This window comes from Nocardia flavorosea NBRC 108225, assembly GCF_001613385.1.
GTDB lineage: Bacteria > Actinomycetota > Actinomycetes > Mycobacteriales > Mycobacteriaceae > Nocardia > Nocardia flavorosea.
The window spans coordinates 15,291-30,629 of sequence record NZ_BDCG01000016.1 but is presented as its reverse complement, the minus strand read 5'-3'; the positions used below and the strand labels follow the sequence as shown (position 1 = coordinate 30,629).

Genomic DNA, 15,339 nt, shown 5'->3' with positions numbered 1-15,339 from the left:
CCGCCATTCTTCCCGTCACCACGTCGGAAAACCCGGCCGGTCCGACATCGTGACCCAGCTGTGCCGCGCCGGACCCACGCCACGCCGGGGACCTACCGGCGGTCCGGTACCCCGCGCCCGACTCCCCGCCGGACCCCGACCGCAGCTATTGTCAATGCTCCGCGCACGGTCGCCGCGCGCCGCGCCGGTCGAGACGGACACGAACCCGTAGCGTCGTTGCTGGATGAGGAAATCGAAGCGAGGATCCGAGGATGGCCACTGGGGTGGGCCTGCACATCGCCGAGCATGCGTGCACCGCGGCGGTCGTCAGCGATGACGGGGATCCGCACTTCATCATCCGCGAACCGATCCTGCACATGTCCGACGAAGGCGACGCCGAACTCGGTGGCACCACACCCCCACCCGGCTACACCCAGACCATCACCGGCTTCGTCTCCGCCGTAGGCGATCCGGCCGGCGTGGCCGTGGACGACGGCGAGGCCTACCGCGGCGAGGATCTGCTCGCCACCGCGATGTTCTGCCTGATCAACCTCACCGCCGACTACCTCAACGGCCCCGCCGAGTTCTATGCGACCCATCCCGGCGGCTGGCCCGCCGCGCAGGTCTTCGCGCTACGCGGCGCACTCGACTACCTGGGCCTCGGATCCGTCGCCCTCATCGGCGAGGACGAACTGCCCCCGCGCTCCGGCGGCCACAGCGCCGAAGAGATCGGCCGGTACTTCGCCGAGAGCGCCGGTCGCGCCGCCTTGGCCGTGGTGCTCGAGACTCCCGCCGGCGCCACCCCGCCCGACCCCGGCACCGCCGAGAACTCCTTCCTCGACACGGTCGTCATGCCGAAACTGGGGTCCGGCGACACACCGGCGAAAGCGTATTCCGCGGTGGACCCCGACCCGGCCTTTCCAGCGGTGGCCGCCGCCCCGTTCACGGAGGCCGATCCCGAGGCGGACCCGGAGGCCACCTACGGCGGGCCCAGTCTGGGTGTGCTCGCCGCCGGATTGGGAGTCACCTCGGCGGCCGCGGGCGCCCTACCGGCGGCCGATCCGGGCACCCCGCAACCGGGCACGCAGGCTTCCGGGTCCGCCACAACACCGCCGAAAGGCGCCGCCCGCACCCCGGCATCGGCCGAAACGAAGGGGTCCCGGCGTACGGCCGTCCTGATAGCCGTCGCCGCGTTCGCGGGCCTGGTGATCGGCGCGCTCGGAGTTACCGCGTTCCTGCGGCCGGGGGCGGCCGAGCCCGGCCCCGGGCCGGCGCCGAGCACCGTGACCGAAACCCCCGCGCCCCCGCCGCCCGCGCCGCCACCGCCGGTGGCTCCGCCGCCCGCCGAGCCGACCTATGTTCCCGAGCCGACCTACGAACCGGAACCGGTCGAAACCACCGAGCCCGTCATCACGACGCCACCGGTGACCACCACGACGCAATCTGCGCCACCGCCGACGACTTCGGTTCCCGGCACCACCGAACCGAGTGGCCCGACGCTCACCGATCCCACGACCAGCACTACCGAAACCACGACAACCCGGGCGCGGCCGGGTTACGAATTCTTCCCGTTCCCCATGCCTTTCCGCAGCGAGGATCCGGACCTTCCCGACACCGGTTCCCAGGAAGGCCGCCAACAAGAAGCCAGATAGCGGTTTGTGCCTTAGAGTGTTCGCCTGACCGGTGTTTTCCCGGCCACCCCCGGAAGCCTCGGTCAGCTCGACCACACCTGTGCGCCAACGGTTTCAATCCCGTGGCCATGGATAATCTGGCACACAGTGCCGACGAAGGGACTCCATGCGCAAGTCGGTGGCGCGTCGCGCCGCGGTCAAAGCTGCCATCATCAGCTCTGCCGTTCTCCTGACTCCCCTGTTCGGCGCGGTTCCGGCGACCGCGGAACCCGCCCCGGAACAGCTGAGAGCCGAGGACTTGCCGCCCGAATTCGTCCAAGCACTGTCCCGTGATCTGCAGATGACCCCGACCGAATACCTGGACCGGTCGGCCCGCGCCCAGCAACTCCAGGACTACGCGGCCGAATTCCGCGCCGAACGCCCCGATGTATTCGCCGGCGCGTGGATGACCCCGGAGGGTAAACCGATCGTCGCCGTGACCTCACCGGACGCCGCCAAGGTGGCCAGCGCCGACGGCTACCACACCCGCCTTGCCCCGGTGTCGGCGGCCGCGCTGGAAACCTCGCTGACACAACTGAATCAATGGGTTGCCGACCAGCCGCACGATATTTCGCAGGTGATCAATTCGATCGCCATCGACTTCCTCAACAGCCAGCTGGTCGTGAATGTCGCCAACACGCCGCTGGCGCATATGCTCAATCTGCCGACGCTCATCGCCAACGTCAAAGTGGTCCTCGGTCCCGGCAGCGGCGGCCCGGTCGAACGCCGGCCGATGGGCGGCGATACCTATATCAGCGCGCCCGGCCCCCTCGACGACGCCGAACTGCGTAGTGTCGATGTCTGCTCGTTCGGCTTCAACAGCGTCGATTCCGCCGGAAACGCACTGAATATCAGTGCCGGACACTGCAATCCGAACCTGGACAAGGGCGACGAGCGCGCGGCCGTGTACAGCCCGAACGTCCACAATATTCCGGCCAGCCCGCAGCTGGGCACCTTCGTGAAATCCGAATTGGGTGGTGCCGCCACCCTCGACTATTCGGTGATCCAGCTGAACGAACGCGCCGTGGGCGCCGGAATGGACCAGCCCTCGGTACGCGGCGCCAACGGCACCACCGTGAACATCACCGGCACCGCCGACCCGGTGGTCGGCGCGCCGGTATGCAAATCCGGACAGTCGTCCACCTTCACCTGCGGCTTCGTCGTCGCCGACCGAGTCGAAACCCAGCTGTTCACCACCGAGGGCGAGGCCAAAACCATCCGCGGCTTCGCCAGCACCGCCTGCACCCTGGGCGGCGACAGCGGCGGGGCCATCATCACCGGCACCCTGGCACTCGGGATCACCAGCGGTTCGAACGCCGCCGACGCTCCCGACTGCGGTGAAGCGAATATCGCCCTCGCCCAGTACGGCGGCACCGCCACGCTGGGCATTCCGATCCGCGCGGTACTCGCCGATATCGAAGCCACCTCCGGCGGCGGCCTCGGTAGCGGTATCAGCGTACGAACCAGGCAGAATGCCGGGTGATCCCGATATAGTCTCTGCATGCTCATGCCACGCATAGGTAAACGGCGAACGACGCCGTTCAGAACCCGCACCTTCCGGGCCGCGGCGGCCGCCTCGGCGGCAGTACTGCTGTTCGGCCCCACCGCGGTGTCTTCCGCCGCCCCAGACCCCGGTCCCGGCCTGCCCGCCGATCTCGTCGCGGCCCTCAGCCGCGATCTGCACATCTCCCCCGAGGAGTATCTGCAGCGCGCCGATACGGCCCAGCAGGTGGCCGCATTCGCCACCACCGCGCAGCGCCAGTTCCCGCAGGTGTTCGCGGGCGCCTGGCTCGACCAACACGGCAAGGGCGTGGTCGCCCTCGCACCCGGCCCCGGCGACGCGGAAGCGCGTAGCGCCGCGGAGTCGACCGGTTTCGTCGTCCGCAATGTCGCCAAGAGCGAACAAACCCTGCGTGGTGAGAAGAGCGCGTTCGAGCGCTGGCTCGACGGCCAGCCCGCCGCGGTCTCCGCACTGGTCCGCGGTGTGGTCATCGATACCGTCAACAACAGCATCGCCGTCCGCGTCGACCAGGCCGGCCTGCCGATGCCGAACTTCATCGACCCGGCCCGCGTCATCGTGATGGCCCCGCCGGTCGCGGCGGAAACGCTGCCGGCCGCCGATATCGCCGAAGCCGGTGCCGCGGCACCGCTCGGCGGCGGCGACGGATATGCCTCGGTGGCCGGAGACGGTTCGCTGCGCTGTTCCTTCGGGTTCAACGGGATCGGCCCGGGCGGTGACACCGTGAACATCACCGCCGGCCACTGCAACCCGGATCTCGACAACGTCGGCGCCGCCTCCGTACACGAATCCCTCGGCGGTAACCGCGTCGGCCCGAAGATCGCCACCTTCCAGAAGTCGGTCCTCGGCAATCAGGACTACTCGATCCTCGATATCGAGGACGGCGCCGTCGGCCGCTTCGAGAACAACCAGGTCAAGGTGCCGGGCGCCGGGCCGGTGCCGATCGAGGGCGTGGCCACCCCGGTGGTCGGCGCCCCGGTCTGCAAGTCCGGTTCGCGTACCGGCTTCAGCTGCGGTGTCGTGAACGCCGTCGATCAGACGGTGCAGGTCGGCGATCGCCAGCTCACCCAGAGCTTCTCCGCCAATATCTGCGCCCTCCCCGGCGACAGTGGCGGCGCGATCGTCACCGGCCGGCTGGCCCTGGGGATTTCCAGCGCCTCCTCGGTCGCCGACTACCCGATCTGCGAAATCCCCAACATCCTGGGCGTGCTCACCGGTAACGCCCCGCAGTTGTTCGCGCAGCCGGTGAGCGTGGTGCTCTCCGACAATCCGGGCCTGCGTATCCGCACGAGCTAGACGGAACGCCCACCCTTCCCCATCCCGATGGAAGGTGAGGGCAGCGGGTGTGACTCCCCCGGGCATAGAGCTGATGAAGGGCCGGCAGCGTAAGCTGCCGGCCCTTCACCTGTAGGTGGGCGGCTTGCGACAGCGCGGCAGGCAGGGCCGGCGGGGCACAGCACCTGGAAGCACCCCGTGGAACCCGGCCCGCGTGAACCATGCGGGCCGACCACACACTGCCATGAAGCGGGTCTACCGGACGCCAGCGCTGAGTGAACGGTCCGACACGCTGCGCAGCGATACGTCGGGCAGCGCAGCCGTGAGCCCGTCTCGTCCACATCCGGCCATGAACGCCACGGCGGCCCGTCGGCCTATTCGGGGCCTCGGCGGCCTGGGACCTGTAGCCGTGTTCACCGGAGACGCGAACGGCCGGCAGCGAGATCGCTGCCGGCCTTGTCATGTGGTTCGAATCCAGCACGCCGAGGTTGCTCCTGCGATATGTCGCTGGACCACCAAACGCAACTCGTCGTGCTGCTTCCGTGAAAATACAGGCCCGTATTCGAGAGTCTCGGCACACAAAGAAAGGGCCGACAGCACGCTTGCTGTCGGCCCTTCGCTGGCTCGGGAAGCTGCTACTTCTCCCCGACCGGCTTGCCTTCGTTGGCCCACTTGGTGGTGCCCGCGGGGGCCTGCAACGTGTTGATCAGCTCAACACCCGCGCCGATGAGGGTCGGTCCACCGACCGCGATCGTGCCGATGATGCCGCCGATGCCCGCGCCCGGGATGCACCCGATCGCGGGAATGACGACACAGCCGACCACGAACCCGATGGCGGTGCCCACGAAGCCACCGATGGCAGTCGCGAGCCCGAAGTAGCTCGAGAACTCGTTGATCGCCATCTGATTTTCGGACGGTGAGGCAATGGGCTGGGCCACAGGATGCAGCACCGTGTCACCGGGCTCGAGGTTTTCCGGCTTCTCCGGGACGATTTCGACGACAGAGCCGTCTTTCTTGACCTCGGATTTCACCGGGACATCGACTCCATTGGCAGTGAACTCCAACGGCATCGACGCGACCAGGTCGCCGGTCTTGTCTTTGATCTCCAGCACCTGGGTCTTGGTGCCTTCCGCGATCGGCTCCCCTTCCGATACGCCCGGGTCGGCCGGAGCAGGCTCAGGCTCGAGCTCCTTCTCGACGATCGAGAAGGTTCCGCCTGCGATAGTTGCGACAACGGTCTTCTCGACGAGTTGCACAACGTAGTTGACCGGTTCTTTCGGCGCCGGAGCAGCAGGCTCGGCGTGCGACGTGCCGAAGCTCAGGGTGAGCGAACCAATGACCATTGCCGCGAGGGCAGTGGGTCTCGCGAGTTTCATCCATTTCCAATCGGGGTATCCAGCGCGACATCCGCACGCGAGGGGATCGCGAGGGGGCCGCGACCCGAAATTCCTCCCCGAGCGTTATGAGATGTCACGTTGTCCTGACAGATCTCGCTGAGCGTAATCGAATGTGTTGGCGAAAGGCGAGATTCGTGTCCCAAACGTGAGAAACCGGCGGGTAAGCCTGGCCTTAGCGCGGCCGTTCACAGCGGGCCCTTTACGGTGTTCATCAGCACTGATAGTTATGGACCGCCAACTGAATAAGGTGACATTGATCACGGGCCCCCGAACATAGGAAAGCCCAGGCAGATGGGCTGACAGCGCAACGGCGATCGTACACTGGAGGGCAGTAGTTACCGGCGAGTAACTTACCGGCGGTTACGATACGAGCCGGACGAGGTTACTCATCGTTCCTCGCACCTCGTGTTGCCTCGAAAGAAAGGTCGCGACATGAATGCCCTGACAGTGACGCTGGGCACCTTGGGAGCGGCGCTCAGCCTGCTGTGTTGGGCGTCGTTCTTCGGCGGCGTCCGGGATATCGTCCGCGCCATCATGCTGGGCCAGCCCGCACCCGATCGCTGGCGTCCGTTCTTCCCGCGCCTCAAGCAGATGCTGGTGGAGTTCCTGGCGCATACCCGGATGAACAAGTTCCGGACGGTCGGCTGGGCCCACTGGCTGGTGATGATCGGCTTCATCGGCGGCGCGATCCTCTGGTTCGAGGCATACGGGCAGACCTTCGACCCGGCCTTCCACTGGCCGATCATCGGCGACACCGCGATCTACCACCTGTGGGACGAGATCCTCGGTATCGGCACGGTCGTCGGCATCCTGACGCTGATCATCATCCGACAGCTGAACCACCCGCGGGTACCGGAGCGGCTCTCCCGGTTCAGCGGTTCGGCCTTCGGCGCGGCCTATGTGATCGAGGCGATCGTGCTCCTCGAGGGCCTGGGCATGGTTTTCGTGAAGGCCGGCAAGATCGCAACCTACGGCCACGCCAACGGCGCGACCGATTTCTTCACCATGCGGGTGGCCGAACTGCTGCCCGCCAGCCCGACCATGGTGTCGATCTTCGCCTTCATCAAACTGATGTCCGGTATGGCTTTCCTGTACCTGGTCGGCCGCAACATCACCTGGGGTGTCGCCTGGCACCGGTTCTCTGCGTTCCCCAATATCTATTTCAAACGTGAGGACGACGGCGGCGTCGCTCTGGGCGCCGCAAAGCCGATGATGTCCAAGGGGCGTGCCCTGGACATGGAGAACGTCGATCCCGATACCGACACACTGGGCGCCGGCCGGGTCGAGGACTTCTCGTGGAAGGGCTGGCTGGACTTCACCACCTGCACCGAATGCGGCCGCTGCCAGTCGCAATGCCCGGCGTGGAACACCGGTAAGCCCCTCTCGCCCAAGCTGCTGATCATGTCGCTGCGTGACCACGGCCGCGCCAAGGCTCCGTATCTGCTGGCCGGCGGCAGCAAGGATCCGGCGGGCGACGAGATCGGCCTGGTCGACGCCGACGGTAAGCCCGATGAGGCAAAGCTGGCCAAGATCTCCGAGGCTGCCCGCGCCGAAGCCGAGCGTCCCCTGGTCGGCGCCGAGGATATCGGCGGCATCATCGATCCCGAGGTGCTGTGGAGCTGCACCACCTGTGGCGCCTGCGTCGAACAGTGCCCGGTCGATATCGAGCACGTCGACCACATCATCGATATGCGCCGCTATCAGGTGCTCATCGAATCGGAGTTCCCGTCCGAACTCGCGGGTCTGTTCAAGAACCTGGAGAACAAGGGCAATCCGTGGGGCCAGAACGCCAAGGACCGGCTCAACTGGATCAACGAGGTCGATTTCGATATCCCGGTGTTCGGTAAGGACGCCGACAGCTTCGACGGTTACGAATACCTGTTCTGGGTCGGCTGCGCCGGCGCCTACGAGGATCGCGCCAAGAAGACCACCAAGGCCGTCGCGGAACTGCTCGCGACCGCCGGGGTGAAATTCATGGTGCTGGGCCAGGAAGAGACCTGCACCGGCGATTCGGCGCGGCGTGCGGGTAACGAATTCCTGTTCCAGCAGCTGGCCATGCAGAACATCGAATTGCTGGATTCGGTGTTCGAAGGTGTGGAGCAGAAAAAGAAGAAGATCGTCGTCACCTGCGCGCACTGCTTCAACGCGCTCAACAACGAGTACCCGCAGGTCGGCGGCACCTATGAGGTGGTGCACCATACCCAGCTGCTGAATCGGCTGGTGCGCGGAAAACAGCTCGTCCCGGTCGCTCCGGTATCGCAGAACGTGACCTACCACGACCCCTGCTATCTGGGCCGCCACAACAAGGTCTACAACGCACCCCGTGAACTCATGGCGGCGTCGGGTTCGAACCTGGTGGAAATGCCCCGCCACGGCGAACGGTCCATGTGCTGCGGCGCCGGTGGCGCCCGGATGTGGATGGAAGAGCAGTTGGGCAAGCGCATCAATATCGACCGCGTGGACGAGGCGCTGACCACCTCTCCCGCCAAGATCGCCACGGGCTGCCCGTTCTGCCGGGTCATGCTCACCGACGGTGTCACCGCACGCCAGGAGTCCGGCCAGGGCGAGGGCGTGGAGGTCGTCGATGTCGCGCAGCTGATGCTCGAATCCATCGAACGGCAGCAGCCGGAACAGCTGACCGCCAACCTCACGGTCATCCAGGAGCCCAAGGCCGACCCCGAGCCCGAACCGGAACCCGAGCCCGAACCGGTCGCCGAAGCGACGGCCCCGGCGGCGGAGAAGGCGGCTCCGAAGGGCGGCGGGCTGGCCATGAAGGGACCGGCGAAGGCACCCGGCAAGGGTCTCGGCATGAAGGGCGCCGCCAAGGCACCGGGGGCCAAGGCACCCGCTACGGAAGCCGATGCCGGCGAAGCGGCTCCGGCCGCGCCTGCCAACGGGCTCGGGATGAAGGGCGCCGCCAAGGCACCCGGCGGCAAGGGTCTCGCCATGAAGGGGGCCGCCAAGGCACCCGGGGCCAAGGCACCCGCCACGGAACCGGCACCGGCCGAATCCACCACCGACGCGGATTCCACCGCGCGCTCGGCCCCGACCGAGTCCAAACCCACGGTCGCCGCCAAGGGCCTCGCGATGAAGTCCGGGTTCAAACGTCCCGGCCCGAAGGCCCCGGGAACCAAGCCCGCCGCTCCGGCAGCGGAATCCGCCCCCGCGGCCGATACCGGCCCGACGGAATCCGCGGCACCGGCCGAATCCCCGGAGCAGCCCACCACGGCGGCTCCGGCCGAGAGCAAGCCCTCGAAACCGGCCAAGGGCCTGGCGATGAAGTCCGGGTTCAAGCGCCCGGGGCCGAAGGCGCCCGGCGCCCAGGCCCCTGACGCCGAACCCGCGCCCGCCGAACCGGCAGCGGCAGTCGAGGCGGAGGAACCGGCATCGTCCGAACCCGCCGCCGAGACCTCGGGTTCGAAAGGCAACGGCACCGCGGGCAACGGGTCCGGTGCGACCCCACCGGCGGCCAAGCCGGGCGCCCTCGGCTTCAAATCCGGTGCGAAGGCGCCGGGCCGCAAGGGCTGACACACCAACCGGAGTCCGGCGATTTCGGCCCGATCCACAGGATCGGACCGAGCCGGATCGAAGTTCGATCGACGAGGGCCCGGGCCCGGCGCAGTGCCGGGCCCTCGCTCCGTCCCAGGGCTACGTGCCGGAACCTGCCACTCACATAGGGCATTTCCGCGGTCTTCGGCCGGATCGAATGATCTGCGCATACCGGTTACGGTTTGCGGTCGGGCTCTCGACGAGGGCCGGGGAGCCCTTTCCGCGGACACCGCGGGGCCATGCGGGCCGTGCGAACTATGGCAGCACCAGCGCCGCGGGTACGGCGTCAGCGCAAGACCGCGCCGTACACGTGCTCGACCGAAAGTTTCATGAGCACTCGGCGGTCGGAGACCATCACCGACCGGTACTCGTCCCAATCCGGATGCTCGCCGGCGGCGGCACGGTAGTAGTCGACGAGTGCCTCGACCTCAGGGCCGTGGGGGTCGGTACCCGGGCCGATGAGGGTAACCGTGCCCTCCGCGGTGGCCCAGGCCCAGCCGTCGGCGCGGGTTACCTCCAGTGCCGCGCGCGGGTCACGGCGCAGGTTCACGGTTTTCGCCCGGCCCTCGGTCATCGAGACGTAGATGACGTTTGCGTCCCGGTCGTAGTAGGGGGTAACCGGCGACAGTTGCGGTAGGCCGTCCGATTTGATCGTGGCCAGGATGCCCAAGCGGCCTTCGGCCAGCAGCGTGCGCGGATCGAACTGTGGGTTCGTCATATCCGGGTCCAAGTCGTGGGCGGCGGCCGCTATTCCAGCGTAGGGATCGGCGGCATGAATGGATTGCGCCGCGACCGGGTTCGACCGGAAAATCACTGGCGCAGCCGCCGAGGTAATGGTTCGAATAGGTGCATGCTCGACGACGAACAGGTGGCAGCGTTCATCGCCAACGGTTTCGTGCGCCTCCCGGGCGCCGCGAGCGCGAGCGTCCCTTGGTACTGGGAAGTGACCCTTGCGCAGGCCACCAGCACCATCGCAACGGTTCGCGCGTACGGTCTGGAAACCGAACCGGGGAAGCTGCCTGACGGTGTACGCCCACTGCGGCCGGCCAACTACCTGCTGACAGGCGAATGGACCCCAGCGGACGAAGACGGTATCCGGATCGATTTTCCGTTCCCGATCACCATTCCGTGGACCGAACTCGAGTACTGACGTACCGGGCCGGGCGGTGATCCCCCTCTGTCGAGCCACCGCACGGCCCGGCACGGGTTTCCGCACCCCACTCGGGCAGAGGTAGGTGAGTGGGGTGCGGGCCGATCAGTTCGTCAACGCTATGTAGCGGGCGAGATGATCGGAGCTGTTACCGAATTCGTATTCGATGGCGGTGAGCCGCTTGAAATAGTGGCCGATGGCCAATTCCTCGGTCATACCCATCGCGCCGTGCAACTGCACCGATTCCTGGCCGATGAGCCGGGTCGCGCGGCCGATGGTGACTTTGGCCGCGGAGATGGCGCGGGCCCGTTCGGCGGGTTCGGCCTGCAGTGCGTAGGCGGCCAGGTAGGCGGCGGCGATGCTCTGCTCGAGTTCGATCAGCATATCGACCATACGGTGTTGCAGCGCCTGGAAACTGCTGATCGGGACGCCGAACTGCCGGCGCTGTTCAGTGTATTCGACCGTGTCGCCGAGCACCTTGCGCATCAACCCGACGGCTTCGGAGGCGACCGCGGCGATGGCGTCGTCGACGGTTGCATCGATGATCGGCCAGGCCTGGCCTTCCGCACCGAGGAGCGCGTCGGCGGGGAGCCGGAAATCGGTGAAGGTGAGGTCGGCGGCGACCCGGTCGTCGATGGTGCGGTAGCGGTGCACTTCGACTCCGGCCGGTGGCGCTGCGGCGTCGAATTCCAGCAGGAACAGGGAGATCCCGTCCTGATCGCGGCGTTCACCGGCGGTGCGGGCGGAGATGATCAGGTGGGTGGCGATGGGCGCCCCGGTGACCACGATCTTGCTGCCGTCGAGGACCCAGCCGTCACCGTCGCGGCGGGCGGTGGCCGATACATCGTGGCGCACTTCGCCGGATCCCGGTTCGAGTGCGGCGAAGGCGATCCGCGCACTGCCTGCGGCGATCTGCCGCAATACTGCCCGGGCGGTTTCACCGTCGGAGCGGCGCAGCAGCCCGCCGCCGACCACCACGGTGTCCACATAGGGTTCCACGACCAGCGCGCGACCCAATTCCTCGGCAATGATCATGGATTCGACGGGGCCTCCGCCGGATCCGCCGGTTTCCTCCGGCAGGGTCAGTCCGAGTACATCCAGTTCGGCCAGGCCGCGCCAGATCTCGGGTTGCCAACCGGCCCCGGTTTTGACTGCGCTGCGGCTTTTTTCGAGGTCGTAGCGGGCGGCGAAAAACCCGGCGACGGCTTCGCGCAGCATTTGCTGTTCATCGGTGAAGGTGAAGTCCATCAGAGCCCCAATGCTGCCTTGGCGAGGATATTTCGCTGGATCTCGTTACTGCCCGCGTAGATCGAACCCGCACGGTCGTTGAAGTAGCGCAGTGGCGCGACGGCCTGCCAATCCTCGCCGCTGAGGTAGCCGTCGGGGGGCGGGGTGTATTCCGCGATCGGGCCGCCGGGCGCGGTGGCGTGTGGCTGGTAGACCCGGCCGCGTGGTCCGGCCGCGGTGAGCGCGAGCTCGGTGAGCTGCTGACTGAGTTCGGTGGACAGGATCTTCAGCATCGACGAGGAGCTGCCCAGGTCTTTACCGGTGGCCATGGCCGCCAGCGTCCGGAATTCCAGGACTTCGAGCACTTCGGTGCGGATTCGGGCGTCGGCGAGCTGGGCGGCGAAATGCGGGTCGGCGCTCAGCGGTTTGCCGTCGCGGCCCGGCTGGGTCGCCGCGGCGGTGGCGATGTTCTCGGCCATGGCCTGTAGCGCGGGTGCCATCGCGCCGCCGCCGCGCTCGTGGACCAGCAGGTATTTGGCGACGGTCCAACCGTCGTCGATCTGCCCGAGCACATTGCTCTTGGGGACCCGTACGTTGTCGAAGAAGATCTGGTTCTGCACCTGCTCACCGGAGCTCATGACCAGGGGCCTGATCTCGATTCCGGGGGCGGTCATATCCATCAGGATGAAGGTGATGCCCTGCTGTTTCCTACCCTCGCGGGAGGTGCGGACCAGGCCGAAGATCCAGTTCGCCTCGGTGGCGTGGGTGGTCCAGATCTTGCTGCCGGAGCAGAGGAAATCGTCGCCGTCGTCGACCGCGGCCATACTGAGCGCGGCCAGGTCCGAGCCTGCTTCGGGCTCCGAATACCCCTGGCAGAAGAAGACCTCGCCGGTGAGGATGCGGGGCAGGAAGTAGTTCTTCTGCTCGTCGGTGCCGAATGCGATCAGCGCGGGGGCGACCATCCGGATACCCATCGGCGAGAGCGCGGGCGCGCCGGCCAGGGTGAGTTCGCGGCTGAAGATGTAGTGCTGGGTGAGCGACCAGTCGCAACCGCCGTACTCGACCGGCCACTGCGGCGCCGCCCAGCCCCGCTCGTGCAGGATGCGCTGCCATTCCAGGCTGGCTTCGTGGTCGGAGTAGACACTTGTCATCAACCGGCCCGCGGTGCTGATCTCGGGGGTCAGCTTCTCGGCCAGGAACGCCCGTACCTCGTTTCGGAAGGCCTTGTCGGCCTCCGACCAGTCGTAATCCATACACGCTCCCGAAGGCTTCATGCGTCGTCGCAGCAGGTCCGGCGACTACCGGTGCTAGAGAGAATCTAGCGAGTTCTCTCTCATCGCGTCAAACTGAAGGCACATGCCATCACAGGGCGGGAAATGTTCCTTCTACCGTCCGCAGTCCTCGAAAACCGCCTTGACATAGCTCGCCGATTGATACAGGTAGTCGTAGGCCCACCGCGGAATCGAGAGATCCGGGCGCGTGTCCACGAACAGCAACTCCCCGCTCCAGCATTTGCCGAGCACATACCTGGCCCGTGAGATATGCGGCGTGAAGGTCACCACGATGACCCGGTCCCACCCGTGCACACTCGCCTGGTCCGCCAGATACCGGGCCTCACCCCGGGTGGTCCGGGGCGACGGATCGAAACACACCACCTCGAAGCTGTAACCACCGTGACAGATCCGGTTGATCAGCGGGCTGTCCTCGTACGGATTGGAAATCAGCACCCGCGGCGCGTAACCCTCCCGCGCCAGCCGCAACCCCAGCGCCTCCCGGCCGTCGTGCGCACCACCGAGCACGAGGATCGCATCGGCGGACGCGGGCTCCTCGCGTTGCGGACGGACGTAGACCGGCCACAGCGCGAACACGAACACCACGACGGCGACCGTCCCGGCGGCGAGGAGGGTCGTTCGGCGGCGCACCGCCGCGATCCTACGGGCCACCGGCCGGTACGGGCGAAGTACGCACGGTACGCGGCGAACGCATACGCACAACCGGCGGCGGACAGGTTTGCGCAGGTCGGCCGGTTGCGTCGTCGGGTGTACATCTGCTGTTGCCCGGCATCTCGCCTCGGTTTTCTGGTGTGGCCACCGACGCCGATTACCAATTGTCTATGCGATGCACAGTCTTCGGCACCGGGTACCTGGGGGCCACGCACGCAGCGTGTATGGCCGAACTCGGCCACGAGGTTCTCGGGGTCGATATCGACCCGGGCAAGGTCGCGAAACTCTCCGACGGCGTCACCCCCTTCTACGAACCGGGCCTGGAGGCGGTGCTACGCCGCAACCTGGACGCCGGCCGGCTCCGGTTCACCACCTCCTACGCCGAGGCCGCCGACCACGCCGATGTGCACTTCCTCGGCGTAGGCACACCGCAGAAGAAGGGGGAATACGCCGCGGACCTCAAATACGTGCACGCCGTGGTGGATACGCTGGCGCCACTGGTCACCCGTCCCTGTGTGGTCGTCGGCAAATCCACCGTGCCGGTGGGGACTGCCGCCGCGCTGGGTGAACGCGCGCGAGCGTTGAGCACGGTGGATATCGAGGTCGCCTGGAATCCCGAATTCCTGCGGGAAGGTTACGCGGTCCGCGACACCCTCCGCCCGGACCGGCTGGTACTCGGCGTCGACGGTTCACGCGAGCGGGCGCCGTGGATACGCGAACTGGTCGAAGAACTGTACGCCGATCTGCTTGCCGCCGAGATCCCGTTCCTGCTCACCGACCTCGCCACCGCCGAACTGGTCAAGGTGTCGGCGAATGCGTTCCTCGCCACGAAGATCTCGTTCATCAATGCGGTATCCGAGGTCTGCGAGGCCACCGGGGCGGATGTCACCGTGCTGGCGGACGCGCTCGGCTACGACGAACGGATCGGCCGCCGGTTCCTCAATGCCGGCGCCGGTTTCGGCGGCGGTTGCCTGCCCAAGGACATCCGGGCGTTCATGGCGCGCGCCGGCGAACTGGGCGCCGACCACGCCCTCGCCTTCCTCCGTGAAGTGGACAACATCAATATGCGCCGCCGCACCAAGATCGTGGATATGGCGGCCCGTGCCTGCGGCGGTTCACTACTGGGCGCCAATGTCGCAGTGCTCGGCGCGGCGTTCAAACCCGAATCCGACGATGTGCGGGACTCGCCGGCGCTCAATGTGGCCGGAATGATCCAGCTCCACGGCGCCGTGGTCACCGTCTACGACCCGAAAGCCCTGGAAAACTCACGTCGCGTCTTTCCCACCCTGAGTTACGCGACCTCGGTACGGGAGGCGTGTGAACGCGCCGATGTGGTCCTCGTGCTCACCGAATGGCAGGAATTCACCGCACTGCGGCCGCAAGATCTGGACTCGGTGGTCCGTACCCGTTCGATCATCGACGGCCGCAATTGTCTCGATAAGGCCGCTTGGCGGGCTGCCGGATGGGTGTACGCAGGGCTGGGCACACCGTAGAGTCTGGTGAGCGAGCCGGACGTACGGTTCCGGCCTCGGCAAAACGACGGGACCGGGCGGTACTGTCGGCCGAGCCGCCTGGTTCGGGGGACGAGCCGTCATCGCCGACAGGCCGGCGCTCGCATATCGTCAAGCGG

At 67.0% G+C, this 15,339-nt stretch carries 11 protein-coding genes; 6 read left to right on the top strand and 5 right to left on the bottom strand.

Annotated elements, in window-relative coordinates; all coding sequences use genetic code 11:
- Nucleotides 1–251: 251 nt before the first annotated feature.
- The 3 genes from NFL01S_RS20395 (at nucleotide 252) to NFL01S_RS20385 (ending at nucleotide 4,464) form a co-directional block, all read left to right on the top strand.
- Entirely contained in the window at nucleotides 252–1,631 is a 1,380-nt protein-coding gene (locus NFL01S_RS20395; RefSeq protein WP_062977653.1) for a hypothetical protein, read from the top strand.
- 145 nt (nucleotides 1,632–1,776) lie between these two features.
- Nucleotides 1,777–3,132, top strand: coding sequence for a S1 family peptidase (locus NFL01S_RS20390; RefSeq protein ID WP_062977651.1), 1,356 nt, complete (start codon nucleotides 1,777–1,779; stop codon nucleotides 3,130–3,132).
- An 18-nt stretch (nucleotides 3,133–3,150) separates the two neighbouring features.
- Entirely contained in the window at nucleotides 3,151–4,464 is a 1,314-nt protein-coding gene (locus NFL01S_RS20385; protein WP_062977649.1) for a S1 family peptidase, read from the top strand.
- Nucleotides 4,465–5,078: 614 nt separating this feature from the next.
- Here NFL01S_RS20385 and NFL01S_RS20380 read toward each other — a convergent pair.
- A complete protein-coding gene (locus NFL01S_RS20380) occupies nucleotides 5,079–5,786 on the bottom strand; it encodes a DUF8020 domain-containing protein (RefSeq protein ID WP_245670808.1) in 708 nt (235 codons plus the stop codon).
- 486 nt (nucleotides 5,787–6,272) lie between these two features.
- Between NFL01S_RS20380 and NFL01S_RS20375 the strand changes: the two genes are divergently transcribed.
- Nucleotides 6,273–9,368, top strand: coding sequence for a (Fe-S)-binding protein (locus NFL01S_RS20375; protein ID WP_062977645.1), 3,096 nt, complete (start codon nucleotides 6,273–6,275; stop codon nucleotides 9,366–9,368).
- Nucleotides 9,369–9,675: 307 nt separating this feature from the next.
- On the opposite strand, the gene NFL01S_RS20370 is transcribed toward NFL01S_RS20375, so the two are convergent.
- Nucleotides 9,676–10,107 carry a PPOX class F420-dependent oxidoreductase gene (locus NFL01S_RS20370; RefSeq protein ID WP_062978163.1) on the bottom strand — a complete coding sequence of 144 codons (432 nt, stop codon included), beginning with the start codon at nucleotides 10,105–10,107 and terminating at the stop codon, nucleotides 9,676–9,678.
- A gap of 132 nt (nucleotides 10,108–10,239) precedes the next feature.
- Between NFL01S_RS20370 and NFL01S_RS20365 the strand changes: the two genes are divergently transcribed.
- Entirely contained in the window at nucleotides 10,240–10,539 is a 300-nt protein-coding gene (locus tag NFL01S_RS20365) for a hypothetical protein (RefSeq protein ID WP_307615604.1), read from the top strand.
- A gap of 105 nt (nucleotides 10,540–10,644) precedes the next feature.
- Here NFL01S_RS20365 and NFL01S_RS20360 read toward each other — a convergent pair whose 3' ends face one another.
- The 3 genes from NFL01S_RS20360 to NFL01S_RS20350 all read right to left on the bottom strand — a co-directional run bounded on the left by NFL01S_RS20360 (nucleotide 10,645) and on the right by NFL01S_RS20350 (nucleotide 13,688).
- Nucleotides 10,645–11,787, bottom strand: a complete 1,143-nt coding sequence (locus NFL01S_RS20360; protein WP_062977643.1) for an acyl-CoA dehydrogenase family protein — start codon at nucleotides 11,785–11,787, stop codon at nucleotides 10,645–10,647.
- Nucleotides 11,787–13,019, bottom strand: coding sequence for an acyl-CoA dehydrogenase family protein (locus NFL01S_RS20355; RefSeq protein WP_062977642.1), 1,233 nt, complete (start codon nucleotides 13,017–13,019; stop codon nucleotides 11,787–11,789). The genes NFL01S_RS20360 and NFL01S_RS20355 overlap by 1 nt, the downstream gene beginning before the upstream one ends.
- 132 nt (nucleotides 13,020–13,151) lie before the next feature.
- Nucleotides 13,152–13,688 carry a YdcF family protein gene (locus NFL01S_RS20350; RefSeq protein WP_062977640.1) on the bottom strand — a complete coding sequence of 179 codons (537 nt, stop codon included), beginning with the start codon at nucleotides 13,686–13,688 and terminating at the stop codon, nucleotides 13,152–13,154.
- Between the two features lie 191 nt (nucleotides 13,689–13,879).
- Between NFL01S_RS20350 and NFL01S_RS20345 the strand changes: the two genes are divergently transcribed.
- Nucleotides 13,880–15,202, top strand: a complete 1,323-nt coding sequence (locus NFL01S_RS20345) for a UDP-glucose dehydrogenase family protein (protein WP_062977638.1) — start codon at nucleotides 13,880–13,882, stop codon at nucleotides 15,200–15,202.
- Nucleotides 15,203–15,339 lie beyond the last annotated feature (137 nt).